24 protein-coding genes, 2 tRNA genes and 1 pseudogene are annotated in these 25,095 nt (G+C 66.9%); 14 read left to right on the top strand and 13 right to left on the bottom strand.

Annotated features, from left to right (window positions below; translation table 11 throughout):
• Positions 1 to 122 precede the first annotated feature (122 nt).
• Positions 123 to 509 (bottom strand): hypothetical protein, encoded by a 387-nt coding sequence (locus WEB06_12325; protein MEX2556400.1) that lies wholly within the window; start codon positions 507 to 509, stop codon positions 123 to 125.
• 78 nt (positions 510 to 587) lie between these two features.
• On the opposite strand from WEB06_12325, the gene WEB06_12320 reads away from it, so the two are divergent.
• On the top strand, positions 588 to 1,505 hold the full coding sequence (locus WEB06_12320; GenBank protein MEX2556399.1) for a trypsin-like serine protease: 918 nt from the start codon (positions 588 to 590) through the stop codon (positions 1,503 to 1,505).
• Between the two features lie 45 nt (positions 1,506 to 1,550).
• On the top strand, positions 1,551 to 2,426 hold the full coding sequence (locus WEB06_12315) for a haloalkane dehalogenase (protein ID MEX2556398.1): 876 nt from the start codon (positions 1,551 to 1,553) through the stop codon (positions 2,424 to 2,426).
• Between the two features lie 29 nt (positions 2,427 to 2,455).
• Here WEB06_12315 and WEB06_12310 read toward each other — a convergent pair whose 3' ends face one another.
• The 4 genes and pseudogenes from WEB06_12310 to WEB06_12295 all read right to left on the bottom strand — a co-directional run bounded on the left by WEB06_12310 (position 2,456) and on the right by WEB06_12295 (position 4,545).
• Positions 2,456 to 3,586, bottom strand: coding sequence for a metallophosphoesterase (locus WEB06_12310; protein MEX2556397.1), 1,131 nt, complete (start codon positions 3,584 to 3,586; stop codon positions 2,456 to 2,458).
• A gap of 73 nt (positions 3,587 to 3,659) precedes the next feature.
• The gene (locus tag WEB06_12305) at positions 3,660 to 4,241 is read right to left on the bottom strand and encodes a hypothetical protein (GenBank protein ID MEX2556396.1); all 582 of its coding nucleotides are present in this window, start codon (positions 4,239 to 4,241) and stop codon (positions 3,660 to 3,662) included.
• Between the two features lie 99 nt (positions 4,242 to 4,340).
• Positions 4,341 to 4,445, bottom strand: a pseudogene (locus WEB06_12300) (helix-turn-helix domain-containing protein).
• A gap of 17 nt (positions 4,446 to 4,462) precedes the next feature.
• Positions 4,463 to 4,545: transfer RNA gene (locus WEB06_12295), tRNA-Leu, on the bottom strand.
• Between the two features lie 141 nt (positions 4,546 to 4,686).
• On the opposite strand from WEB06_12295, the gene WEB06_12290 reads away from it, so the two are divergent.
• A tRNA-Glu gene (locus WEB06_12290) sits at positions 4,687 to 4,759 on the top strand.
• Between the two features lie 158 nt (positions 4,760 to 4,917).
• Entirely contained in the window at positions 4,918 to 6,063 is a 1,146-nt protein-coding gene (locus WEB06_12285) for a site-specific integrase (GenBank protein MEX2556395.1), read from the top strand.
• Positions 6,064 to 6,979: 916 nt separating this feature from the next.
• Here WEB06_12285 and WEB06_12280 read toward each other — a convergent pair.
• Together WEB06_12280 and WEB06_12275 are read right to left on the bottom strand one after the other, a co-directional pair.
• On the bottom strand, positions 6,980 to 8,119 hold the full coding sequence (locus tag WEB06_12280; protein MEX2556394.1) for a hypothetical protein: 1,140 nt from the start codon (positions 8,117 to 8,119) through the stop codon (positions 6,980 to 6,982).
• Positions 8,116 to 8,970, bottom strand: a complete 855-nt coding sequence (locus WEB06_12275) for a protein kinase (GenBank protein ID MEX2556393.1) — start codon at positions 8,968 to 8,970, stop codon at positions 8,116 to 8,118. Before WEB06_12275 ends, WEB06_12280 begins: the two co-directional genes overlap by 4 nt.
• 223 nt (positions 8,971 to 9,193) lie before the next feature.
• Between WEB06_12275 and WEB06_12270 the strand changes: the two genes are divergently transcribed.
• Genes WEB06_12270 through WEB06_12260 form a run of 3 tightly spaced genes read left to right on the top strand, consistent with a single transcriptional unit; the run spans position 9,194 to position 14,027 of the window.
• The gene (locus WEB06_12270) at positions 9,194 to 11,110 is read left to right on the top strand and encodes a site-specific DNA-methyltransferase (GenBank protein MEX2556392.1); all 1,917 of its coding nucleotides are present in this window, start codon (positions 9,194 to 9,196) and stop codon (positions 11,108 to 11,110) included.
• Complete coding sequence (locus WEB06_12265) at positions 11,107 to 13,725, top strand: DEAD/DEAH box helicase family protein (protein MEX2556391.1); 2,619 nt, start codon at positions 11,107 to 11,109, stop codon at positions 13,723 to 13,725. The genes WEB06_12270 and WEB06_12265 overlap by 4 nt, the downstream gene beginning before the upstream one ends.
• Positions 13,725 to 14,027: a hypothetical protein gene (locus tag WEB06_12260; protein MEX2556390.1), complete on the top strand. Its 303-nt coding sequence runs from the start codon at positions 13,725 to 13,727 to the stop codon at positions 14,025 to 14,027. Before WEB06_12265 ends, WEB06_12260 begins: the two co-directional genes overlap by 1 nt.
• Positions 14,028 to 14,060: 33 nt before the next feature.
• On the opposite strand, the gene WEB06_12255 is transcribed toward WEB06_12260, so the two are convergent.
• From WEB06_12255 to WEB06_12245, 3 genes are all read right to left on the bottom strand, one after another.
• Positions 14,061 to 14,258, bottom strand: coding sequence for a helix-turn-helix domain-containing protein (locus tag WEB06_12255; GenBank protein ID MEX2556389.1), 198 nt, complete (start codon positions 14,256 to 14,258; stop codon positions 14,061 to 14,063).
• Positions 14,259 to 14,334: 76 nt separating this feature from the next.
• Positions 14,335 to 14,679 carry a hypothetical protein gene (locus tag WEB06_12250; GenBank protein MEX2556388.1) on the bottom strand — a complete coding sequence of 115 codons (345 nt, stop codon included), beginning with the start codon at positions 14,677 to 14,679 and terminating at the stop codon, positions 14,335 to 14,337.
• A 115-nt stretch (positions 14,680 to 14,794) separates the two neighbouring features.
• The gene (locus WEB06_12245; protein MEX2556387.1) at positions 14,795 to 14,992 is read right to left on the bottom strand and encodes a hypothetical protein; all 198 of its coding nucleotides are present in this window, start codon (positions 14,990 to 14,992) and stop codon (positions 14,795 to 14,797) included.
• 126 nt (positions 14,993 to 15,118) lie between these two features.
• On the opposite strand from WEB06_12245, the gene mobF reads away from it, so the two are divergent.
• From mobF to WEB06_12230, 3 genes are all read left to right on the top strand, one after another.
• Positions 15,119 to 18,274 carry a MobF family relaxase gene (gene mobF / locus WEB06_12240; protein ID MEX2556386.1) on the top strand — a complete coding sequence of 1,052 codons (3,156 nt, stop codon included), beginning with the start codon at positions 15,119 to 15,121 and terminating at the stop codon, positions 18,272 to 18,274.
• Positions 18,275 to 18,338: 64 nt separating this feature from the next.
• The gene (locus WEB06_12235) at positions 18,339 to 21,938 is read left to right on the top strand and encodes a P-loop NTPase fold protein (protein MEX2556385.1); all 3,600 of its coding nucleotides are present in this window, start codon (positions 18,339 to 18,341) and stop codon (positions 21,936 to 21,938) included.
• A gap of 129 nt (positions 21,939 to 22,067) precedes the next feature.
• Positions 22,068 to 22,223, top strand: coding sequence for a hypothetical protein (locus WEB06_12230; GenBank protein MEX2556384.1), 156 nt, complete (start codon positions 22,068 to 22,070; stop codon positions 22,221 to 22,223).
• On the opposite strand, the gene WEB06_12225 is transcribed toward WEB06_12230, so the two are convergent.
• The 3 genes from WEB06_12225 to WEB06_12215 form a co-directional block, all read right to left on the bottom strand.
• Positions 22,220 to 22,759 carry a plasmid pRiA4b ORF-3 family protein gene (locus tag WEB06_12225; GenBank protein MEX2556383.1) on the bottom strand — a complete coding sequence of 180 codons (540 nt, stop codon included), beginning with the start codon at positions 22,757 to 22,759 and terminating at the stop codon, positions 22,220 to 22,222. The two genes, WEB06_12230 and WEB06_12225, sit on opposite strands and share 4 nt — an antisense overlap.
• Before the next feature lie 30 nt (positions 22,760 to 22,789).
• Positions 22,790 to 23,146 carry a hypothetical protein gene (locus WEB06_12220; protein ID MEX2556382.1) on the bottom strand — a complete coding sequence of 119 codons (357 nt, stop codon included), beginning with the start codon at positions 23,144 to 23,146 and terminating at the stop codon, positions 22,790 to 22,792.
• A 136-nt stretch (positions 23,147 to 23,282) separates the two neighbouring features.
• Complete coding sequence (locus WEB06_12215) at positions 23,283 to 23,474, bottom strand: hypothetical protein (GenBank protein MEX2556381.1); 192 nt, start codon at positions 23,472 to 23,474, stop codon at positions 23,283 to 23,285.
• Between the two features lie 303 nt (positions 23,475 to 23,777).
• Between WEB06_12215 and WEB06_12210 the strand changes: the two genes are divergently transcribed.
• The 4 genes from WEB06_12210 to WEB06_12195 all read left to right on the top strand — a co-directional run bounded on the left by WEB06_12210 (position 23,778) and on the right by WEB06_12195 (position 25,059).
• The gene (locus WEB06_12210; protein MEX2556380.1) at positions 23,778 to 23,996 is read left to right on the top strand and encodes a hypothetical protein; all 219 of its coding nucleotides are present in this window, start codon (positions 23,778 to 23,780) and stop codon (positions 23,994 to 23,996) included.
• 183 nt (positions 23,997 to 24,179) lie between these two features.
• A complete protein-coding gene (locus tag WEB06_12205) occupies positions 24,180 to 24,314 on the top strand; it encodes a hypothetical protein (GenBank protein MEX2556379.1) in 135 nt (44 codons plus the stop codon).
• 261 nt (positions 24,315 to 24,575) lie between these two features.
• Positions 24,576 to 24,809: a helix-turn-helix domain-containing protein gene (locus tag WEB06_12200; GenBank protein ID MEX2556378.1), complete on the top strand. Its 234-nt coding sequence runs from the start codon at positions 24,576 to 24,578 to the stop codon at positions 24,807 to 24,809.
• Between the two features lie 52 nt (positions 24,810 to 24,861).
• Complete coding sequence (locus tag WEB06_12195; GenBank protein ID MEX2556377.1) at positions 24,862 to 25,059, top strand: hypothetical protein; 198 nt, start codon at positions 24,862 to 24,864, stop codon at positions 25,057 to 25,059.
• The last annotated feature ends 36 nt before the right edge of the window (positions 25,060 to 25,095 follow it).

Genomic DNA, 25,095 nt, shown 5'->3' with positions numbered 1-25,095 from the left:
CTCGTCGTCGCCGAGCCGCTTGGCGTCGCCGGGCCCGGAACGGCGAAGACCCCGGATGACCGGGGCCTTCGTCCGCATCGGGTTTCGGGGTAGCCGCCGCGCGGCTGCGCCCGCTGCAGCAGCTAGGAGACCGGGTTGCCTTCCGGGCCCTCGGCCAGCTTGTAGACGATGATGATCGCCAGGGCGAAGATCGCCAGCGACCAGAACGGGTAGGCGGGAATCGCCAGCAGCGCGCCGATCGCGTTCAGCGAGGCGACGAAGATTCCGAACCAGCGGCCGAACTCGCCTCCGGAGAAGAGCGAGAAGGCGGCGACCAGCTCGAGCACGCCGACGATCAGGTGGACCCAGCCCCAGGTGTTGAGGCCGCTGACGATGTAGGTGGCGTTCTCGGTGAAGAACTTCGAGTCGCCGATTGCGGCGATCCCGTAGACGATGTTGAGCACGCCGGCGATGAGCAGGAGAACGCCGGCGAAGACCCACCAACCGCTGATCAGGCTTTCGTCATTCATGAGCAACCCTTTCGTGGGGGACGAAGAGATACCGGCAGGAACTTCGCTCTGCGAGCGGTGTTTCCTGCGGTGCCTACGATGACACGCAGTGTTCCCGAGCAGATCTCAACCCGCATCCGTAATACGCCGATGAGTGGCGTCATGTCCCCAGCGCGACTGCTTCTGCCTGCCCTGCTGGCCCTGATCGCGACCCAGCCGGCCGCTGCGCTGGCCGAGGGGCCGGCCATCCAGACGCTTTCGGCCGGGCCGATCGCCGCCGACCGTGGGCTGCGCGTCCCCGGCCATGCCCCGGCGCCGCGCTTCCGCGCCCCCCTGGGGGCCGGTGCCAGCAGCGTCAAGGTCGCCAACGTCTCGGCCGAAGGGACGCGGACCAACGGCAAGATCATCGCCGTCGACCCTGGCGCCCGCTCCTACTCCTGCTCGGGCACGGCGATCGCCACGCCGAGCCGCTCGATCGTCCTCACCGCCGGCCACTGCGTGCTCGAAAGGAAGCGGCAGGCACGGCGGATCGCCTTCGTCCCCGCCTACGACCACGGCAAGCGGCCCTTCGGCACCTTCACGGTCAAGGCGGTCTACGTGATGCCGCAGTGGCGCCAGGACGAGAACCCCGGATTCGACGTGGCCGCGCTGCGGGTCCGGCCGAGCAGGCTCGGCCGGCTCACCGACGTGGTCGGCGCCCGCGGCTACGCGATCGACAAGTCGCGGCTCGGGGCCTTCCAGATCTTCGGTTACCCGGCGGCGCGGGCCGGCGGGGAGGAACTGCGCAGCTGCCGCGCGCACGGGCTCGGCGTCGACCGGCTGACCAATCGCCTGCCCGGCCCGCCGACGATGCCCGCCTCCTGCGATCTGGCGGCCGGCGCCAGCGGCGGCGCCTGGCTCTTCGACGGCCGCTACGTCAGCGGTGTCACCAGCTACAGCTACCAGGGCCGCCCGACCCAGCTCTTCTCGCCCTACTTCGGGCCCGCGATCGGCGCCTTCCTGCGAGCGCTGCCGTAGCGACTCCATCTAGACTCGCCGCTCCACGGCCAGCAAGGAGGAGCGATGCCGATCGATGCGGTGAGAACGTCCGAGCAGAGGTTCGAGGGCCTGCCCGACTTTCCCTTCGAGTCGCGCTACCGCGAGCTCGACGGGCTGCGGCTGGCCTACCTCGACGAGGGGGAGGGGAGGCCGGTCGTCTTCTTCCACGGCGAGCCGACCTGGTCGTTCCTCTGGCGCAAGGCGATCCCGCCGGTGCGCGACGCCGGCTACCGCTGCATCGCCCCCGACTACGCCGGCTTCGGCCGCTCCGACAAGCCGACCGATCTCGGCTGGTACACCTACGATCGCCACGTCGAGCTGATGGCGCGGTTGCTGGAGGAGCTGGACGTGCGCGACGCGACCGCGGTCGTCCACGACTGGGGCGGGCCGATCGGGCTGCGGCTCGCGGTCGAGCACCCGGGCCGCTTCTCGCGGCTGGTGATCATGGACACCGGCCCCTTCACCGGGCACCAGCGGATGAGCGAGACCTGGCTCAAATTCCGCGAGTTCGTCCGCGACAACGCCGACGTCCCGGTCGGGTTCCTGGTCCGGGGAGGCTGCAAGAACGATCCCGGCGACGAGGTGATCGCCGCCTACGAGGCGCCCTACCCGACCCCCGAGTCGAAGGCCGGGACGCGCGCCTTCCCGCTGATCCTGCCGACCGAGCCCGAGGCGCCCGGCGCCGCCGAGGGCAAACGGGTGGCCGACGCGCTGCGCGAGGACGACCGCCCGGCGCTGGTCCTCTGGGCGGATTCCGACCCGGTGCTGCCCTTCTCGGTCGGCGAGCGGGTCGCATCCCAGCTCAACTTCCCGGCGCCGCGCAAGATCGAGAACGCCGGCCACTTCCTGCAGGAGGACGCCGGCGAGGAGATCGGCCGGATCGTCGCCGAGTGGCTGTAGGGCCGCCGGTCGAGACCGCACTTTCCCGCCTATGAGGCGGGTTTCTGCGGTCTCGACGACGTCAGGGCGGCGACGACCGCGCGCAGCTCGTCGCGCGGGCGGTCGAGCAGCAGGCGGACGGGGCGTGGCGGGCCGTCGTCGTCGAGCCAGGTGACCGTGCCTGGCCAGTAGGGGCCGGGAGGCGTTCCCGGCCGGTGGAAGGCGGAGGCGAAGACCCAGCTGCCGGTGTTGTGCAGGCGGCCGCCGCCGGGCAACTCCCACTCGGCCTCGCCCTCGTGCGGCCCGCCGCGATGGGTGTGGCCGGTGAGGACGTGGACGGCGCCGAGGTCGAGTCGGCGCGCCAGCTCGGTCGCCGCGTCGACGCCGCTGCGGGAGATCGTCTCGGCGGAGAGGTCCGGATCGAACCCGGCTCGCAGCAGGCGGTTGACGCCCCAGACGGTGGCCGGCACGGCGGCCCCGACGGCGGCGCGCAGGACCCCCTGCCGGATGCGGCCGCGACGGCCGTTGCGGCCCGCGAGCGTGCGCCAGGCCTGTTCGGAGGGGCGCGAGGCGCGCCGCGCCAGGTTGCCCTGGGCGAGCCCGAAGCTGAGCCCGTAGACCGGTCGCAGCACCCGCTCGTAGTCGGCCGGCGCGGTCCGCTCGGGCAGCGGCCCGAAGGCGCGCATCACGCCGGCGGCGGCGATGCACTCGAGCCGCGGCAGGGACATGTGGCAGTCCATGTAGTGGCCGTGGGTGGCGTAGACGTCGTCGCGCAGCCAGACGCCGGGATAGGCGACGCGCAGCTCGGCCGGGTCGAGCCAGGAGGCGATCCGGAGTGCCGCCTCGCCGCTCGGCTCCACCGTCTGCTCCAGCGCCAGCGGCCGTCCCGCCAGCGCTTCGCGCTCGAGCAGGGGCTCGGCGAGCCGGTGGTCGTGGTTGCCGGGGACGAGGAGGACCGGGCGCCCGGCAAGCGCCTCGCCCAGCTCCTCGAAGAAGGGCCGGACGCGATCGAGGACCCGGGCCAGCGGCAGTTCGCGCATCTCGACCGCGTCGCCGAGCAGGACGAGGCGGTCGGCCTGGGCAATCTCCCCCAGCAGCGTGCGGCGGATCGCCGCATCGCGCAGCAGGTCCTCGCCGAAGGCGCTGCCGAGGTGCAGGTCGGAGACGATCGCCGTTCGCATGGGAAGCAACTTAGCGGCCACCGCGCCGCCACCCGCGCCCTGGCCCGGCACTGTGGGGGCGCAGCCGCGCCGCTCAGCGCTTCGGCCCGACGAACTCGTCGAGCCTGGCGACATCCGCCTTGCGCGAGACGTAGATCGTGTGGGGCCGCGCCACCGTCCAATGCAAGCCGAGAAGATCGCATGCGCCGCAAAAGATGCCCCTGATTTCGTCAGAGACGTTGTCGAAGGCATATCGAGGCGCCGACCAGGTGTCCGACTTTCCACGGGTATTTGTAAAGCGACATCCGTCGGACTGAATGAGTCCACGAAGCAGAAGCTCCGGGGCCAGGCGTACAAAGGCCCACTGCCACTCTGCCAGCACGATCCTGCGTGTGTGCTTCATTCCCGGGCCATGCTGTGGAAACAGGCATGGCCAAGACTTTGAGTACGCATAGACCTCATAGCAGTTGCTTGGCTTGAGGATGCGCCTGACTCTGTTGAACGGGAGGACCGCGAGCATCGCCGCTTCGCACTCGGCGACGATGTCTGGGTACTTCATATCCAGGAAGACGCGCAGCTTGAATACGCCGCGGCGGGCCTTCGAGATTGTTCCGTCACCCAGATAGAGGCCGAGAAGGTAGACGTAGGCAGTCGAGAGGCGGTCGGGCCGGTGCATTTCGCCGCCGCAGTTCCTGCATGCGCCATGCCCACGGGGCCGCCCGTAGAGCATTGGCTTGGACTGAAATGAGTGGGGGAGGCGTCCGCTACGCCATTCACGGATAGTGGCGCGCGGAATGCCAAGGCACCGGGAGATCTCGCAGTCGTTCAGGCCTCTCGCTTTTAGCCGAAGGGCTTGAGCGACTGTCTCCTTGTTGTGCACCGGGTCAGCCTGAAAAGTGCGGGTGAGAGGAGTCGAACCTCCACGTCCCGAAGGACACGAGCACCTGAAGCTCGCGCGTCTGCCATTCCGCCACACCCGCGTGACATAGCCAATTTAGCGGTTGGCGGACTTTCGAGTGGCTAGATCCATGAGTCGAACACACGTTCGTAATCTAGCTCTGCCTCCGGACGGAACCACGAGACAACGCCACGGCCCGCTATCGCTAGAATGGCGCCCACGCGCCGCTATCGTCTAGGGGACTAGGACGCCGGATTCTCAGTCCGGAAACCGGGGTTCGAATCCCCGTAGCGGTACTCCACGAAAGCCCCGCAAATGCGGGGTTTTTTGTTGGCGGATGACGCCGCGATCCCGGCTTTTGTCCCAAAGTTTGTCCCGAAGCCGTGCTAGAAAGGCTGGGACAAAGTTTTGGCGAGCGGGGCAAATCGAGCCCGCTCCGGACATTGGGAGTGAGATGGCACGGCAGGCGAGCAGGGCGATCAGCGGCCACGTCTTCAAGCGCGAGGGCAAGCGTGGCGGGGTCTGGTATGCCAAGTACCGGCTGCCGGACGGGCGTCAGGTGCAGACGCGGGTCGGCCCGCACTGGCCCGACCGCAAGCAGGCGCCGCCCGCCGGCAGCTACACGAAGGCGAGCGCCCGGACCTGGCTGGACGACACGCTCGCCAAGGCCCGCCGCGGCGAGCTGCCGGGGATGGTCCGCACCGGCGCGACCTTCGCCGCCGCCTGCGACGAGTGGCTCGCCTACAAGCGCGACCGCAAGATCAAGCTCTCGACCCAGATCGACTACGAGCACATGGTCGACCGGATGAAGAAGGTCTTCGGCGAGAAGTTCGGTGCGAAGCTTCGCCTGGAGGAGGTGACCGAGGAGACGGTCGAGGGCTTCCGCGACGCCCTGGTCGCCGAAGACCTCTCGGATCGCACGGTCAACAAGTACCTGACGGTTCTGCACGGCCTTTTCGTCTGGGCGCAGCGTCGCTACAAGCTGCCGGCGAATCCTGTGGCGAATGTCGAGCGCCGTCCGCACGCGAAGCGCGGCAACATCGACGTCTTCTCGCGCGAGGAGGTCCTAGCGCTTGTCCGCGCCGCCGCCTCCGAGCAGGACGCCACGATCTACCTCACGGCCGCGTTCACCGGCCTCCGCCTCGGCGAGTTGCTGGCGCTGCGCTGGCGCGACGTCGACTTCGCCAACAGCGCCGTCCACGTCCGCCAGAGTTTCACCAACGGTCGTGTCGACACGCCCAAGAGCGGCCAGGAGCGCACCGTGCCGATGGCCGACGAGGTCGCGAAGGAGCTCGCCAAACTGAGCAAACGGGAGAGCCACGCGACCGACGACGACCTCGTCTTCTGCGGCACCCAGGGCGGCCACCTCGCCGGCCACAAGCTCCGCGACCGCTACAAGGCCGCACTCAAAAAGGCCGGCCTGCGCGCCCTTCGCTTCCACGACCTCCGCCACGTCTTCGGCTCCCACGCCATCCGCACCGCCGACTCCCGCGAGGTCATGGAGTGGATGGGCCACCAAGACCTCGCGACGACGCAGCGCTACCTCCAGTTCAAGCCCCGTCAGGACGCGGCTCGACGGATCTCCGCGGCGTTTCAGTAGAGGAGTCGAAGGGATGGCCAACGCCGCAGGGGCCGACAGCGGGGGTCGGGCGCCACTCGGTGCGCACCGGCTGGGACATCGCTTGCGGATGCAGGCCTTGAGCGGCGCGAAGGTGAATATTGTTCAGCGCTCGCCGTTGGTCGTCGGAAGGTATTAATCGACCGGAAAGGCCCTCTTATGCCCGCAGCCATCGAGACATGGAGGTCAGCAACCTCTGCACCATGTCTAGCCCCTGCTCGGGAGTCTGAAATGACCGCCCCGACGGCCGCTGCTGCCGAGCTCCTATGGCGGTTCCGGCAAGCCCCGGACTTTGTGGCCCGGGAGATTGTCGGCCCGCTCGCTGTCGCCGACCTGGTGGCCGTCCAGTTCGACCACGGCGCGGTTAAGGATCGGAGCCAGGCAGGGATATATCCGACGGAGGACCTCCTGACCCTTCGGGTTGTCATGTCTTGTCGCCGGACCGCACGTTCGGTGTCGGATCTTGCTGGACTCTTGCGCGTCAGCAGTTCGAGCGCGAGGCGTGCCATCGCAATCGGACTAGAGGCCAGTGCCCTGACGGAGGAGCGCGGCCGAGTACGCCGCTACCGGACCCACAATGCGTGGCGGCCTGTCGGACGCCGGATGGTCGCCGCTGAGCTGAAGCGGTCGGACTGGCGGCGGGCGGCGAACCAGGCCTGGGCATACCAGGCCTGGGCCAATGCCGTCTGGCTGGTGCTCGGCACGCGCCCGCCCCTTGAGGCCGCCGGGCAGCTTGCCGAGTCGGGGATCGGCCTCGCGTACCTGGGCGAGGACGAGCAGCTGAACATCGTCGCCCGTCCCGCCAGGGCAAAACGACTTTCTGGAGTCGCAAGCGTCTGGGCGTCTGAGCAGGCGCTGCGGCGTGCACTCGCCAACGGCGTGGAACCAGGTGCAAGCCCTAAACGAGGCTCCGCCAGACCAAGAGCCCAGCTGGCTGTGCCCGGTTGCTGAGACCAGAGATGTCTTTCCACTGAGCCCAGTGGTTCTGCGCCGCTTCGATCGTGGATCTCACGGCGTCCCGGCGCGCGGCGCGGTCGGCGCGTGCGACCGCTTTCGTTAGGGAGGCCAGGGCGTAGAGGGCGTGTTGGGCCGCGACGTTGTGGTTCCAGGCTCCACCTTCGAGGGTTTCGCAGAAGGTGCACTTGCATTGGGTGTAGCCGGCGCCGCCCGACAGGCGCGCATGGTCGCTTGCGAGCACGGGGTGGAGCAGTTGCCGCTCGAAGTAGCGCTCGACCCGAGGCGGCGCCGGCTGGTCGCTGCGCCGGCCGAACACGGTCCGGTTGTAGAGCCACGAAGCCTGGCTAGTCCCGGCCGTGAAGCCCCACGCACCCCAGGCAATCGACAGCCACCCGATGACGCCACTCTGGACGACGAGCACCCTCCGGCCGTCGTCGGCCAGCGCCTCCACTACCAGCTTGAGGCGTTTGAGGGAGTCGGCGTTGGAGGCGGCCTCCCTCCTTTTGAACCGAACCCTGAGGGCAATCCCGATCGGGTCGGACAGGTCGGTCAGAAGGTTGAGGACGTGCCGACACGCGTTCTCGTTGTTGATCCAGTCGTCGTGCACGCACACCTCGACGAGCCACGGGGGGTCGTCGTCGGACCGCGAGGCCCAGGCCCGCCTCACGGCGTCCACCTGGGATTCCAGGCCCTTCGGGTAGTCGGCCGACTCCAACTCGACGCCGGGCACGACGAGGGCGTCCAACCCAAGGGCCCTCTGCTTGGCGAGGGATTCTCCAACCGTCGCATCCCACTCGGCCCTGTTCTTGGGCGCCGCCCGCTGAACCCACGGCGCCATCGGCACTTTCCACTTCGACGCGGTCTCGTACGCGGAGCCGCTGGCCACGACAGGCGTCAGCTTCCCGGCGCTCTGCGCGTCCTGCTCGACTCCCCTCAAGTGGACCGCCCCAAAGTCGAGGAGGAGTCCTGGGGGCGTCTTGGAGTCCTTGTCCCTCGCCGTGCCCACCGCGGCGAGGAGGTCGTGGCCGCGCCCCTTCGCGGTGTGCTGGGCGAGGAATACCGGTGCCTGCGGAAGTGTCATGTCCGCGCCCCCAGCACCGACTCCAGGGTGGCGGCGGCAGCGTCCGCCCGGGGCCGCCGGAAGGCGTCCGGTCTGAGGAGGAGAGACAGAACCTCGCGGACCTCGTCGCTGATGCCTTCGGCCTCGTGCCATTTCGGCCAGTCGTCATCCCGGATACGCTCCTCAAGCACTTCCCTCGCGACGCTCTCGCCCGCGACGACGAATGGGTGGTGCCCCTTCGTCAACAGCAGGAAGAGCGTCACGCCGGCGCCGAAGACATCCGACCGCTTGACCGCCCTTTCTTGCCGTAGCTGCTCGGGGGACATATAGAGGACGGTCCCCATCAGGTCGGGGTAGACGGTCACGGAGTCCCCCAGCTGGTCCCTCACCAGGCCCAGGTCGAGGATCACTGGCCTCGACCAGTCGTCGTCCCGGATCGCGACGTTCCCCGGCTTGATGTCGCGGTGGATGTGTTCCACCTTGTGGATTGCCGCGAGTCCGCAGAGCACCCCGACCGCGGCCGAGAGGGCTTCGGCCTCCGTGGGCCAGTCCCCCTCGACGGCGCGCTTCCCGACCGACTTGCCGGGAACGTACTCGCCGACGATGAACGGGTACGCGGTGCCCGAGTGCTCCAGGGTGCCCGCCTCCGTGAAGTCCATGACGAAGGGGCTGTCGACCTTCTTCATGGTCTCGATCTCCTTGTCGACCCTCGCAGTCTCGCCCTGGACGATGACCTTCAGGACCTCGTCCCCGCCGCCGTTCCTCCTAATTCGCCAGGCATCGCCCTGCGCTCCTCGGTCGATGAACTCCAGATCCTGAAGGCCGTCTATCGCGGCGCGAATAGCTTGCTTGGGGACGCGAGGGTCGGTCATCGATCGAAGCGCCAAGTATTGGCGAACACTCGGACGAGGTTCATCAGCCTGCACTTCATGGCCTCGGCTGCCTCGGTATGCACGCCCATCCGCGGCTCGATTCGCGCCAGACTGTGGAATCAGCGGGTCCATTACGACCTGTTCTGCCCCTCTCAACGAATCCCGTCGCGACGCCGCTCTGAACTCTAGGCTTGCCCGCGATGAGGTCGAAGCGGAGCAGAAGATGAGCGTCCGGTTGGAGTGGGACGGGAAGCCGACCGAGGTCGAGCGGCTCAGCCTGCCGTTTCAGACGGTCGAGACGATCAACCAGTCGCGGGCGACGCGTGATCGCGACAGCGGCTCCCTGCTCGCAGACCAGAGCGCCGGGGCAGACCACCCACCCAATCAGTTGATCTGGGGCGACAACAAGCTCGTCATGAGCAGCCTGCTCAAGGACTACGCCGGCAAGATTGACTTGATCTACATCGATCCCCCTTTCGATACTGGGACCGATTTCTCGTTCCGGATCCAGGTTGGCGATGTAGACATCGCCAAGGCTCCCTCGATTCTTGAGGAGAGCGCATATCGGGATACCTGGGGGCGCGGACAGTCTTCGTACATGACGATGCTCTACGAGCGGATCGTGCTGATCGACGAGCTGCTCAGTGAGAACGGGCTCCTGTTCCTCCACCTAGGCTCGAACGTCAGTCATTACGGCAAGGTCGCCTGCGACGAGGTCTTCGGGCCTGCCTCCTACGTCAACGAGATCATCTGGAAGCGCCAGACCGCGCACAGCGACAGTGGCCAGGGCGCGCGCCATCTTGGCCGGGTCCACGACACGATCCTGCTCTACCGGAAGGGTGGGGGTGGTTCTTGGACGATGGAGTACACGCCCTATGACGAGGCGTACGTGGACTCCTTCTACAAGCATGTCGAGGATGGAACCGGTCGTAGGTATCGCCTCAGCGACGCGACTGGCCCGGGCGGTGCGAGCAAGGGAAACCCGCGCTATGAGTTTCTCGGCGTCACCCGCTACTGGAGGTTCTCTGAAGAGCGGATGGAAGAGCTGTACGAGGAAGGCCGCATCGTCCAGACCAAACCAGGCGCCGTACCAGCTCAGAAGCGGTATCTGGATGAGATGCCGGGTGTCCCCCTCCAGGATCTCTGGCTCGATGTTCCACCCGTGCAGGCGCAGGCGTATGAGCGGCGTGGGTACGACACGCAAAAGCCGGAAGCCCTGCTGGAACGGATCATCCGGCTGGCGACCGATCCCGGGAACCTCGTCGCAGACTTCTTTTGCGGCTCCGGGACCACGGCGGCTGTTGCGGAGAAACTCGGGCGCCGCTGGGTCGCTTGCGACCTTGGCCGTTTCGCCATTCACACCACCAGGAAGCGTCTGCTCGACATCCCCGATTGCGGCCCGTTTGAGATCAAGAATCTTGGTGCATACGAGAGGCAGCGCTGGCAGCGTGCGTCGGGGAACGGCCGGCTCACCGACTATCTGGACACCATCCTCTCCTTCTACAAAGCCGAGCCGGTCGAGGGCTTCACGAACCTGCACGGTCAGAAGGCCGGTCGGATGATCCATGTCGGCGCCACCGATGCGCCGGTGACGATCGACGAGCTCGAGGAAGTGATGGACGAGATGGCGGACAACGGCATCGAGTCCTGCGACGTGCTCGGCTGGGAGTGGGAGATGGGGCTGCACGACACGATCAGCGAGACGGCTCGACGGCGGGGTCTGGATTTGCGGCCGCTCCAGATACCGCGCGAGATCATCGAGCCGGGTGTCCGCGACGCGGACGCGGTTCGGTTCTTCGAGCTGGCCCACGTCGACCTCGACGTGAAGCGCAGCAAGCGCGAGGTCTCTGTGGTGTTGAAGGACTTCGCGATCCCGAGCGAGGAGCTGATCCCCTCCCAGGTGCGCGATCGGATCGAGAGCTGGTCGGACCTGATCGACTACTGGTCGGTCGACTTCGACTACACCGACGACACCTTTCACAACCAGTGGCAGGCATACCGGACCAGGGAGGAGCCGAAGCTGGCGCGGGAGAGCGACCCGCACGCGTACGAGGAGGCCGGGCGGCACACGATCGTGGTCAAGATCATCGACATCTTCGGCAACGACACGACGAAGCTGGCCGAGGTCACCGTCAAGTGACCGACGGCGCCGCGACTCCGGGCGCCGAGCCAGATCCCTACGGGGCGCGAAGCCGGCGCAGACCGAGCGAGGGAACTCACCTTGTCGATGGGGTTCGCGCCGCGGTCGATGCCTGGCGCGCCAATGGCTATCTGGGCGCGAGCGAGACCACCCGGCGCCTGCTTCGCTTCTGGTTCGAGGAAGACCACCGGCGCCCGAGCGGGGAGCCGTTCCAGTTCTTCTTCTGCCAGCGCGAGGCGGTCGAGACGTTCATCTATCTCTCCGAGATAAAGCGCATCGGCTCGTTCTCCGACCTGATCGAGTACGCGCAGGCGCCGCTCATGATCGACCCGGCGGAGACCAAGCGCCAGCGCCTTGCGATGAAGATGGCGACCGGGTCCGGCAAGACGATGGCGATGAGCCTCTGCATCGCCTGGTCCTACTTCCATGCCCGCCGCGAGGACGGATCGCCGATGGCGACGAGCTTCCTGGTCATCGCGCCCAACGTGATCGTCTTCGAGCGGCTGAAGAGCGATTTCGGCGATGCGGCTACCTTCCGCCGCGATCCGCTGGTCCCGCCGGAGTGGGAGGAGGACTTCCAGCTGACCGTCATGCTGCAGGACGAGCCGGCGCCGATCACGACGCCGGGCGCGCTGTTCCTGACCAACGTGCAGCGCCTCTACGAGCCGCCGAAGCGCAAGAAGGACACCGATCCCAACCCGGTCGAGGCGATGGTCGGGCCGCGTGTCACCGATGGAGCCGGTAGCGCGGCCGAGGAGCTGTTCCAGCGGATCGCGAGCCGCGGGCGGGTGATGGTCGTCAACGACGAGGCCCACCACGTCTGGTCCGACAAGCTGAAGTGGAACCAGTCGATCGAGAGGCTCCACGAGACGCTGGGGGAGAGGGCGTCCGACGAGGCGGGGGCCGGCGTGGTCGCCCAACTCGACTTCTCCGCTACCCCGAAGGACCAGAAAGGCCGTGCGTTCCGGCACGTCGTGGTCGACTACCCGCTCGCCGAGGCCGTGGATGACGGCATCGTCAAGACTCCGGTGATCGGCGAGCTGCACGGCGCCGAGCCGGAGCTGGGCGACTCCGCGGTGCAGCGCTACCGGCGCTGGATCGACGCGGCGGTCGGTCGTTGGCGCAAGTTTGACGAGGATCTCGCGCCGTCGGGCAAGCGCCCGGTGCTGTTCGTGATGTGCGAGAACACGCAGGCGGCCGACGAGGTTGGCGACTACCTTCGCCAGCTCCCCGACTTCTCCGGCGACAAGCTGCTCGTCATCCACACGAATCGCTCCGGCGAGATCACCAAAGCCGACCTCGATATCGCCCGCCGGGCGGCCCGCGACATCGACGGCGACGAGAGCCCGGTGCGCTGCATCGTCAGCGTCTTGATGTTGCGCGAGGGGTGGGACGTGCGCAACGTCAGCGTGATCGTGACGCTGCGCAGTCTGACGGCGAAAGCACAGATCCTGCCCGAGCAGGCGCTCGGCCGAGGGTTGCGGCGGATGACCCCACCCGGCTCGGGCTTCGACGAGCGGGTGGTCGTGATCGAGCACGAGGCGTTCCGCGACCTGTGGGACAAGGAGCTCGACGGCGGCCTGGTCGTCGAGCGCGAAGACATCGAGAAGATCGGGGCCAACGCGGTCGCGATCTATCCGGACGAGGGCAAGAAGCGCTTCGAGATCTCGATTCCCATCTTGACCCGCTCGCTCAGCTTGCAGGAGCTTCCCTTCGAGCAACTCGATCTCGACTCGATTCCGCCGCCCCCAGCCCGGCTCGAGGTGCCCCAGGTCGAGCCCGACGAGTACATCAAGTACCGGGGCAGGCACCTGATCGACAAGGGCATCGTCGAGGAGCACGAGTTCGAGGTGCCCTACGCGGAGGATCCCTCCGGGGTGATCGCCTATTACACGAAGCGGGTCTGCGAGGTAGGCGGGCTGGGCGGGGTGTCCGGCGCTTTCGCGGCGCTGGCGCCGCTCGTCCGCAGCTACCTGGAGTCGCGGATCTTCGCGGAGCCCGTCGAGCTTGACGACAAGGTCGTGCTGCGCCGGCTCGCCGAGAACGACGCCCAGGAGCTGGTCAAGCAGGCGTTCGCCGAGGCGATCCGCGGGCTGCGCCTGACCGAGCGCGAGGCGACGATCACCGAGACGGCGATCAAGATGACCGAGACGCCGCCGTTCTCCTGGTCGCGGACGACGGTCGAGAGCGAGCGCACGGTCTTCAATCTGACGGCGGTCGATAACGATCTGGAGCGCCGCTTCGCGCTGTTCCTCGACCGGGCCAGCGACGTCGCGGCCTTCGCCAAGCTGCCGGTCTTCGGGCGCTTCGCGCTGGAGTACATCGCCGAGAACGGCGCCCTGCGCTACTACTACCCCGACTTCGTCGTGCGGCTCGTCGACGACTCCTGCCTGCTGGTCGAGACCAAGGGGCTTCGCGACCCGGACGTGCCATTCAAGGACAAACGGGCGCGGCGCTGGTGCCGGGACGCGACGCGGCTCACCGGTCGCGGGTGGACCTATGTGCGGGTCGATCAGGACGCCTTCGACGTCTTTACGGGAGAGAGTGTCGAGGCTTTGTGCCGATTTGCAGAAGCCCGGCAAGGACAACCGGATGACGTGGTACAAGATCCCTGATGGCCCAACCGGCAACGCAGATCGATCTCTTCGCCTGGGCTGAGGAGCTGGAGCGCGAGCAGGGTCGGATCGCCAAGGCGAACCGCGCCCGCTCCGAGCGTCGCGGCTTCCTCGTCTTCGCCACCGACCCTGACGCGGGCCCCGATTCCCCGGACTACCGGCGCGTCTACGCGACCGAGGAGAAGACTCCGGCGCGGGCCATCCGCAAGGTCAGGCCACTGGCCCCCGATCGTCGCCTTCGCGCCTACCTGGCGACCGGCCAGTATCGCCACGAGCTGGCGAGCGCCCGCTGGGTGGCGTAGGACCCCTCCAGCCGAGTTGGCGTTCTCCCGTGCCTAACGACCGGCGCTGTTCTCGTCCACCCACTGCGCGAGGTCGGTGCGGGTGAACCGGAGGCCCCGCCGTCCGATGCGCACATGCGGCAGCCCCCGCGACCGGACCAGCTCGTAGAGCGTACTCCGCGGTACGTGAAGCAGCTTGGCCGCCTCGCGGGCGTCAAGCAGCGGCTCTGTGAGTAGACGGGCGTCTGGCATTCGCTCTCCCCCTGTATGTCCAGGGGGAGAGCGGGTTGCCTCACATGCTGTGGCGACGATGCAGCCGCCGCGCGATCTACGTCGCGAGCCGCGCCAGGAGGTCGTGAAGCGCGTCGTGGTTGGTGGCGATCTCGGCGTAGTCGCTGCCCTCGTCGTAGCTCGCCGCAGCCGCAAGGAGAACCTTGCGCGCGACCTCGTCTGGGAGCACGATCTGACCCGTCGTCAGCCCGACCAAGAGCCGTTCGTATGCTTGAGCCTCCCGGTCGGCATCGTCGGGGCTCTCCAGGCACCCCGGGGTCTTCAGGTCCTCCCGCACGCCCTCCAGCCAGTTCGTCAGGCGGGCGCGCAGAATCGGGACTTGCTCGGCGGGGAGGTCGAGGGGCACCACCCGCTCGCCGCCCGTAGGGTTGGAAGTAGCCATGAGGAGCACACTCTCCTTGTGGTCAGGCCCTCGGTTGGCGTTGACGCGCCGCCGGGGGCCGCTTGATAGCTGATCGCCCAGAGTAACAGCTTTGTCGGGGGGTACCGACAGACCGCTATTTCTTGCCTACGACTTCCCCGACGCGGGACCAGTGCAGGCCGGCTGCGTCCGCGATCTCGCGCAACGTCAGGCCCGCCTCTCGTGCCCGCTCGAAAGTTTCGCGCCGGGCTTCACGAGCCTTTTCATGCTCATCTCCGGTGCGCTCGAACTTCGACTGAGCGCGCTGAACGTCGGCTCGGGCCTTCTGTCTCATGTCGTCTGGCATCTCGATCCAGACTATGCCCGAGCCCTTCCCAACCGCCAACTGCACCACCCCTCACGCACGATCACTTCTTCAAGTGGGCGAGGCAAACGGACCTCGCCGCGGACATACCCGCCGATGCTCTCCATCGGCAAGCTCGGGATCGGCCAGGAGATGTATTACCTGGAGAAAGTGGCCGAAGGGGCCGAGGACTACTACTCCGGCGAGGGCGAGGTCGCTGGTCAGTGGACGGGCGATTCGGCCCGTGACCTTGGGCTCGGCGGGGAGGTCGGCGGCGATCAGCTGACGGCGATGCTCACCGGCCACAACCCGGTCGACGGCTCGCCGCTGCTCGGCCGCCAGGGCGTGCCCGGCAAGGGCTCGGTTCCCGGCTTCGACCTCACGTTCTCGGCGCCCAAGTCGGTTTCGCTCACCTGGGCGTTCGGCGGGTCCGACGCCGCCCAAGCGGTCACGGACGCCCATCACCACTCCGTAGCCGCCGCCCTCGACTACATGCAACGAGAAGCCTGCTGGACCCGACGCGGCGCCGGCGGCGCGCAGTTCGTCGCGGGCTCGGGCTACCTCGCCGCCGCCTTCGACCACCGCTCCTCGCGCGCAGGCGATCCGCAGCTCCACACCCACGTTTTGGTCGCCAACGCGACCCAGGGGCCCGACGGGCGCTGGACCCGGCTCTACCACCCGGCGATCTACGACCACCTGAAAACCGCCGGCTACATCTACGAGGCCAATCTGCGCCACGAGCTTTCCCAGGACCTCGGGGTCCAGTGGCGCGAGGTCCGCAACGGCATCGCCGAGATCGAGGGCTTCGCCGACTCCCATCTGCGCGAGTTCTCGACCCGGCGCGCGCAGATCCTCGAGGCGGTCGGCGGGCCGCACGCTTCGGGCCGCGCCCGCGAAGTCGCGACCCTGGCGACGCGGGAGGCCAAGGAGCAGGAGGTCTCCGCCGAGACCCTGCAGGAGCGCTGGCGGGCGCGGGCCGAGGAGGTCGGCCTCGACCGCGAGGCGATCCGCGGGGCGCTTGAGCCGCAGTGGCGGCCCCGGAGTTGGGAGGAGTCCGCGGCCACCGCCGATCCCCGCACGGTCTCTGCTTGGCAGGTAGACCGTGCGGTGACGTCGGCGGCCTCTCACTTCGATAGGCGCGACGTGATCCGGGCGGTGGCGGGCCTGATGCGCGACGGCGCCCCCGCGGCCGACGTGGAGCGGATCGCTGAGGAGTTCCTCGGCTCCGAGGGGGCGATCTCGCTCGGACAGCACCCCAAGGGCGAGCGGTTCACGACGCAGCGGATCTGGGCCCTTGAGCGAGAGGCGCTCGACGCCGCCGAGCGGATGCGAGGCGGGGAGGTCAGGAGCGCCGGGGCGATGGTCGCCGCGCGGACGCTCCATGCCCACCCGACCCTGAAGTCCGACCAGCGCGAGATGGTCGAGCGCTTGTTGACCGATCCCGAGGGGATCGCCGTCGTGATCGGCGAGGCCGGCGCCGGCAAGAGCTACGCGATCGGGGCCGCTGCCAAGGGATGGTCGGAAGCCGGGATCGAGCTGCGAGCGGCGGCGCCGACCTGGCGGGCGGCCAACGTCCTGCGCGCCGAGGGGCTGCCGGCAACGAGCGTCGCCGGCACCCTCGCCGAGCTGGAGCGCGCCGAGCACGCCGGCGAGCCCCTGTTGGGCCGGCGCTCGGTGCTGCTCATCGACGAGGCCGGGATGGTCGGCTCCGCCGATCTCGCCCGGCTGGTTCACCACGTCGAGCAGGCGAACGCCAAGCTCGTCCTCGTCGGCGATCCCGAGCAGCTGGGCGAGATCGAGGCTGGCGGGCTCTTCCGCGCCCTGGCCGAGCGCACCGAACCGATCCACCTCGGCGAGGTGATCCGCCACGAGCACGAGCTCGACCGCGACGCGGCGAGGCTGATCCGCGAGGGCGAAGGGGGTCGGGCGCTCGACCTCTACCGCTCCGAGGAGCGGGTAGTCGTCGCTCCCGATGCCGGGGCCCGCCGCGAGGCGATGCTCGCCGAGTGGCATGAGTCCTTCTCGGCGGGCGAGGACGCCGTGATGGTCGCCAAGCAGAACGTCGAGGTCGAGCGTCTGAACGCGATGGCCCGCCAGCTGCGCCGCGAAGCGGGCGAGCTGGGGGCGCAGGAGATCGAGGTCGGCGAAGCGCAGTTCGCCACCGGCGATCAGGTGATCACCCGTGTCAACGACCGCGGCGCCGACATCTACAACCGCGAGCGCTGGCAGATCGCCGAGGTCGACGCCGATGAGGGCCGCGTCGTCCTCGAGGGGATCGATCAGCAGCGCAGCGTCGAGGTCGACGCCGACTACCTCGCCCGCACCAACCCGCACTCAGATGCCCCGGCGCTGCAGCACGCCTACGCGATCACGACCTACTCGGCGCAGGGCACCACGGTGGACCGCGCCTTTGTCGCCGCCGATCCCTCGATGGACAAGCAGGAGCTCTACGTCGCCGCCTCGCGCTCACGCGGGGAGACGATGATCTTTGCCACGCCCGAGGTCCAGGTCGAGCGCGAGGACTTCGCCCCCGCCGACCGGTACATCCGCGAAGGTATCCCGCACATCGCCGAAGCCTCGGAGCGAGATCGCGCACAGCGGGCCGCACACGACGAGGCGCTTCGCGCCGAGCTGCGCGGGCTGCCGGTCGAGGAGCTGAGGGAGAGGCGCCAGGAGCTTGCCGTGAAGGCGAGAGGGGAGCAGGGGGTCGAGGAGCGTCGTGGCTCGGTAGAAGGTTGGCTCGGGCGCCAGGAAGAGAACCTCGACCACGCGACCCGCCACCGGGAAGCGGCCGAAGCGGCGCCGCGCAAGGTGCGCCGCGAGGCGCTGCCCGAGGCACAGGCCCGCGAGGAGAGCTGCGCCCAGCGGGTCGAAGAGGCGCGGGCAGAGATCGCCGAGATGCCGCCGGTCCGGCACGAGGCGCGCGCCGAGCTGGCCAACGTCGACCTCGTGCTCTCTGAACGCCACCGCACCGCGATCACCGCCGCCCAGCTCGCCCCGCCCAAGTACGTCGTCGGCGAGCTTGGCGAGCGTCCTGGCGATCCGGCTCAGCGCAGATCATGGGACCGCGGCGTCGCCGTGATCGAGGGCTACCGCCAAGAGCACGGAGTCACCGACCGCGAGAGCGCTTTCGGGAAGGAGCCGCACGACGCGATCGAGCGCTCACATTGGCAAGAGCAGCGCACCCGGCTCGCTGATCAGCAGCGGGTCCTACAGCGCCAGCAGGGACACTCGCTGGAGCACGACCTCGACCACGGGATGGAGATCGGCTAACGAAACAGTGGGCCGAACTCTGGCGGTACCGATGGGTCCGGCGCGCGGGCTAGCGTCTGTTCACATGAGCGCCAACCCACAACAGGTCTCCGCCGCCACGCTCTCGAGTGCCGACTTGATTTCGAATCGGGCCCTGAAGGAATCGGACGCGGACGACTTCGGCTACGCGGCGATCTCCGGACGGGTTGCGGAGTCGATACTTGCGCTGGATCCGCCCCTGACCATCGGATTGTTCGGTCCTTGGGGTTCGGGAAAGTCGAGCATGTACGAGTTGCTGCGAAGGGACTTTGCATCCCTTGATCGATCCACGCGCCTAGTCAGCTACGACGCCTCGACCTACGGCGGCGAGGCGTTGCAGCGGAACTTCATATCTCACATCGCCTCCCAGCTCGAATACAAGGATGCAAAGAAGGACTCCCGATTCCACGGCGGCCTTTACGAGAGCCGGAGGCATGTGAGCGTCGACTTCAAGGCTCTGAAGGAGACGGCGCGGCTAGCGGTCGGGTTGTTCGCGCTGGTCTGGTTTGGTTTCCTCCTTGTCTCCTGCCTGCTGGCTGGCCTGGCCTCGCTCGGGACCGACCAGAATTTCCTCGGCCAGGTTGGAGAGACGCTCCCTCGCCTGATAGCACCAGCCGCTGTCGGCGGCCTGTTTTTGGCCCTGTTCAGCATGGTGATAAAGGGGGCAACGGTCGAGGCGGACCAGTCGCGACCGGCATCCGATGAGGCCTTTGCGAACTGTTTTCGAGAGCTGGTTGAGCAGGGACGTAAGGACGGAAAGTTCAACAGGCTTGTGGTCTTCGTCGACGAGCTTGACCGGTGCTCCTCCAAGGACGTGGTTGCCACGCTGACGGCGATCCGGACCTTCCTAAATCAAGATCACGCGGTCTTCATCGTGGCTGCTGATCGTGCTGCACTTGAGCAAGCTCTCGAAAAGGAGCTCCCTCAGCCGACCCCGGTCGACGAAGAGAGTCCCTACTACAGCTCAGCCAGCTCCTTCTTCGACAAGGTCTTCCACGACCGCGTTCCGCTGCCCCCGCTGCGGGAGTCGCGCCTCTCCGAGTGGGCCTTTGAAAAGGTCGTGGACCGGGGCGGCTATTGGGCTGCGTTGCGCGAGGGGAGCGACCCGCGAAGTCTGCGCAGGGTTCTGTTTTTCCTCATCCCATCTCATGTGCGGGCGCCGCGGCGGGTCAAGGTTCTCCTCAACGCTTTCGTTCGCAGCGCGGCAATCGCGGCACATAGCGGTTTCGATTGGCAGGAGCGGGCTCGCGAGATCGCAAAGTTGACCGCCTTTGACGTTGAGTTTCCCTCGCTCGGCGCCGATCTGCGAAGCGAGCCACGTCTGCCGGAGTTGTTGCTGGAGCCTCCCAAGGATCCCTCTGAGAGGGTCGTGCGCCTATTGACCAAGCACGGCGCTGATCAAATCTCCCGACGTCCCGGTGGACTTGAGGAGTCCGATCCGGAAGACGACGGGTCCGAGCCGGCGGATCCGATTCTGGCGAAGGCTTCGGAGGGGGAGAGGCGGGCGCTGATCCGCGCCGAGCACGAGAATCTACGTCGCTACTTGGCGCGAACGCAGGACGTGAAGATTGGTCGCGATCTGCTCTTCCTCGATCGTGCCGGTGCCGCAGTGGGGCTCGATGACGTCGAACTCGCGGAGCTGCTCGATGAAGCGGTCGACGTCCCGTCAAACGTTGTTGACGCATTGCAGACCCGTGACGACCAGACCCGACAGCTGGCGACGAGGGTGCTGGCCGACATGGTCGAGCGCGAGTTTGGCGAGGAGCGTGTCAACGTGATGAACGCCTTGATGGGCACTGTCGCCCTGCTTGGCGACATGGACGAGATCGCCGATGCGGTGGCCGGCAGTATTACGAGCTACACCCGCGATGAGATACTGGATCAAGGGCATCTTGCCGACGCCCTCTCCGTTGCGGTCACTGCTGCGGGCTTTGGCGAACTCGAAACAGAGATTCTCAAGGACGAAAGGCTGCTAAGCGATCCTGACACTTTGGTCAAGGCCACTGCACTGCTTCCTAAGGTTCCCAACCAAGGAAGGCACAGGATCTACGAGGCAATTGCGGCGACGATTCCGGACGGGGGAGACCATTTCCTTCAGGCCTTGCGACAGCTCTCGGGCACGGTCGGCGCCGAATTGGTGAAGTCAGAGCCGGTCTACTCGGCCGTGTTCCGCTACGTCGGACCGGACGCCGAGGAGACGGGAGCACACGACCAACTGATCGAAGGCATCTACGAGATTGCTGAGGAAAAGGGCGCAGAGGGCGTGCCGCTGGGCATGGCAGCCCATCGGCTTCTGCTGAAGGAGGAGATCGCCTATGTGCCTTTCCAGCGCCACGCCGAGCGGATTCTTTCTGAGATGGAGCGTGACGAACGCGACCTGGACATCCTGCTGGCCCTGCTTCACTTTGGACACCGCGATTCGGAATTCTGGCTTGCACAACTCTCAGACGGCGACTACGCCTCACCCGAGCATGGCCTTCGTGCGGCTCAGATCGTGATTACTCAACTCCGTGATGTCGACCTAACCGCCGAGGATGAGCCAGCTCTGTTGTTGTCGACTATCGATCAGCTGGCACCGTTTTTGGTGATGTCCGCAGAGGAGCAGTACTCGGAACTTCAAGAGACCTTGAGAACTCGTCTCAGCGGAGCGGCATGGTGGAGTGATGAGACTGTGTGTGCTGCACAGAAAGGGCTGCATCAAGTTGGCCACGCATTGGCCGCGCTCGGCACGCCTGACACTGGCGAACTTCACGAGACGCTTGCCGATGATCTCCGGCGAGCGCCCGTTGACGCCCCGTCGCTGACCAAGCTCACCACCCATGGTCTTACGACTATGGGTGGCAAATTGGGAAGATCGGCCGGAGCGGTTCTGGAGATGCTGGCCAAGGCTGAGGATGAGGGCAACTCGGTCCCGGTTTGGACGACGAGGGCTCGAGTTGCCTTGGCGCTGGCGGCTCGCCAGGCCGGGGCTGCCATAGACGCGTCTGTGGTCAGCAAGGCCGCCATGGTCGACGCGGCCACCCAGGACAGCGATCACGGCAAGGCAGCCGTAGCCGACTGGCTTCGGCTCGGCCCCAGCGTGGAGTCGGTCAGCGACGTTCTTGTAGCCCTGCAGGGACGTTCAACGCCCGCTCTTGAAAGTTCTGCTGAGGCATGGTGTGAGGAGGCCACTGGCACCGAAGCTACCGCCTTGGCGAAGCGACTCCTTGGTGGTCAGCAATGGGAAAGGCAATGGCTTGATCTGCTCGTTGCGGGGGGTATCGAAGAGCTCTCCCTGGTCGAACACATCGCGGACCAGATTCGCGAGGCTTCCCAAGGCAGCCGCCGTCAGGAACTCGCGGACACGCTTACGCGGATCCACCCCGTCGATCCGGCCGCCCAGAAAGCGGTCGCCGATCTAATGGTCAGGTTGACCGGGAGCGGGAAGCAGGTCGACTTTAAGGCGGCCATCAGGATGATCCCGGCGCTCGGCACCGAACACCGGTCTGCTCGGCGTCTACGCGGAGCCTTTCAGGGCGCGGCGGAGGAGGACGGGTTTCAGTTGAGCGAGCGGGCCGCCGTACAGCTCGCTGAAGCCGGCGTGAAAGTGCCTAAGAAGGCGGTCAAGAAGGGGGTATGGGGGAGCGTTAAGGACTTGTTCCGCTAGGAATTCAATACAGCTTTGTCGACATGGTTTGGAGGGGTAGATCCGGTGAATTGGAGACACGTAGGTTGCGTCACTTGAGGAACGTGGTGTAGCTTCGACGCTATGTTTGCTAACGACCTGCCTCCCCAAATGAAGCTCCTCGACGCGACCTACCACGACAGGCGAATTGCCCGACGGCTCAAGGAGGACCCTGAGTTCCGGGCGGAGTTCGAGCGGCAGCGCCGGGAGATCGCGAGGATCGACTCGTCCGTTCGCAGGCGCAACGAGTTCACTGCTGCGATCTAGATTGAGCCTGGGTCGAATCCCGAGGCGTCGGGGAGGCCGAGCCAGTCCAACATCTCCTGGTGCCGTTCATGGGCCGGATCGGCGAGGATCTCCTTCAGTTCCGCGTATCCCCAGCGGCCACCGCAGTCCTCCGGCGGACAGGCGCCCTTGGCCGCAACGAGGACCGGGTACTTGACCTCGGGGTCGGCGTCGAGAAGCTCTTCGACGACGACCTCGTGCTCCCAGTTGTCGCCGAGATCGTAGGTGTAGAGGAGGCGGTCGCCGACGTTGTCGAGGAGCTGGCCGAGGCTCGCCCGGCGCTCGTCGGCGAGTTCGAGCTCCGGCTCGGGAACCCCGAATTGCTCATCGCCGCTTTGGAAGACGTGCAGGTGATAGCCCGCCCAGCCGAACGCAGCGAGAATCGTCTCGTGCAGTCGATCGAGCGTGGTGTCGGCATCGAGTTGCAGTTGCCGCCAGACAGGTGGCTTGGATATACCCAGGAGCTTGACCTTGATCTGCATGACGCTGCTGCCCTGATCTCGACCCTGTCTCTTCATTTCTCCGGAAAGATCGCCCATCGAGATTCCTCAGCCTGGCTCGACCATGCCGAAGCGCTCGTCGAAGGCGTCGCGGTCCTCGACGGCGATCGCCTGGGCGAAGCGGCTAGCGGTAATCGTGAAGCGGTCGAGGAAGCCGACGCTGCCGAGCAGGACGAAGCTGTAGCTGTGCCAGCCCTGCACGAAGCCGACCTGGGCCTCCCACTCGCGATACTCGCTGACCTCGGCGTCGCCGGCGTGCAGTCGCAGCGAAACCGTCTTGTACTGCGCCTTGTGGTACTTGCCGCCGACTCCGTGGCTGGTTTCGCCCTCGTGGTCGTCGAGGTCGATGCCGAGCTCTTCGGCGAGCAGATCGCTCGCGAGGATCGCGTCGGCGCCGGTGTCCACCAACCCATCCAGCACCGTCGTCGTCTCTCCCGCGTGAGCCATGGAGACCTCAACGAAGGGACGGAATATCGGCTGGTCCATCCGGGTGAAGTACGGGTCCTCCCGGTAGGGGTACAGCCAGGGGAGCGGCCCTGGCTCAGCCAAGGCCGACGGGGACGGGCTCGCCGGGGTACGGAACTCGGCCCCGTACCACGACGTGGTTGCGCCCCTTTGCCTTGCGGAGGACGACCTTCGGGTCCTCGTCGGCGATTACGATCTCGCCGGTGCGCGCGTCCATCGCCACGTACTTGCCCTCGTAGCCTCGGAAGTCGGTGCGGATCGGTTTCACGCAAACGATGATACCCGCAGATCTGGCGGATACGAGGCCGTGCTGGACCGACCTCTGAGAACTTTGTCCCCGAATTTGTCCCCGACTCCACCGAACTCCTCGAAACTCCACCGAACTCCCTGGACTCAGCAGGCACAGATCGACCGCAAACGGCTTCCCCGAGGCAATTCTCAGTCCGGAAACCGGGGTTCGAATCCCCGTAGCGGTATCGCTTCTAGTGCGTCTCGAATTGCTTTGGGGCATTCTTGTGATTCGTCTCGGAGTCGCCTCAAACCGCGCCGTGGAAGGCGGTACGGTTGGCACATGGCCGAGTCCTACCACGACCGGCGACTCGCGCGGCGACTCAAGGAAGATCCCGAGTTCCGGGCGGAGTTCGAGCGGCAGCGCCAGGAGATCGCCAGGATCGACTCATCCGCTCGCAAGCTGCGCTTTGCTCTGTCGGGTAGTGCCAAGGAGCGCGGCGGGAGAATCAGGGCCGCGATCAAAGCCAACCGCGAGACGGTTCGCCGGCTGGCGAAATAGACCTCGACTGTCTACCTGGTGCGGGGCTCAGTGACCCAGATGGCGATCACACTCGGCCAAGATCGAAGCGGGCGCGTTCGACCCGGAGCATCTCCAACTGCTGACCGCGGGTGCCGCGGGGGCGCCTCGGTCCATCTTGCTCCGTGGCATGAGGTGCCCGATTTGCCTGGTACAAGATTCCTAATGGCACAGCCGGCAACGCAGATCGATCTCTTCGCTTGGGCTGAGGAGCTGGAGCGCGAGCAGAGTCGGATCGCCAAGGCGAACCACGCTCGCTCCGAGCGTCGCGGCTTCCTCGTCTTTTGCCACCGACCCTGACGCAGGCCCCGATTCCCCGGACTACCGGCGCGTCTACGCGACCGAGGAGAAGACTCCGGCCCGCGCCATCCGCAAGGTCAGGCCACTGGTCCCCGATCGTCGTCTTCGCGCCTACCTGGCGACCGGCCAGTATCGCCACGAGTTGGCGAACGCCCGCTGGGTGGCGTAGGACCCCTCCAAACAAACTGGCGTTCTCCCGCGACAAAAGTCCACCATCTCACCCGTATTGACATTCTCGCTCTTTTCGCCTACTCTGGCCGCATGGCGCAGTTGATGCAGGTCCGACAGGCCGCCCGCGCATTGGGGGTCCACGAGAACACGGTCCGCCGCTGGGAGGAGCGCGGTCTTCTGCGCGCGGTTCGACTTCCGAGTGGGGTGCGGCGCTTCCGGACGGAGGACGTGGAGGCGATGCGCGAGCAGATGTTCAGCGGCTTCGCGCCGCTGCGCGAGGACGACGACGTTGTCCCGGTGACGCGCGTCCGCTCGATCGACTGAAAGCTGTCGTCCCCCGGTCGTAGGGTTCGAGGCCCGTGAGGGGCGGTGAGTGATGGGACCCGGAGAGCATCGGCCACAAGACGAGCAGTACTGGACGCCACCTTGGTCGACGGCGCTGTTTGTCGGCGACCTCTTCGAGGCGATTCCGTTCGGCGATCAGCCGACGACGATTCGCCGCGCCGAGGACGGCAAGCACTTCGTCGGCGAGGTCGCCTTCGCCTACGGGCTTCTGACTCAGATCCGTGAGTAGCGCCGGGTTGGAGTGAAATCGCCGCCGCAGGGGTGT

The organism is Actinomycetota bacterium (assembly GCA_040905475.1).
Lineage (GTDB): Bacteria > Actinomycetota > AC-67 > AC-67 > AC-67 > DATFGK01.
The sequence above is the reverse complement of the archived record's forward strand: the minus strand, read 5'-3'. Positions and strand labels throughout refer to the sequence as shown.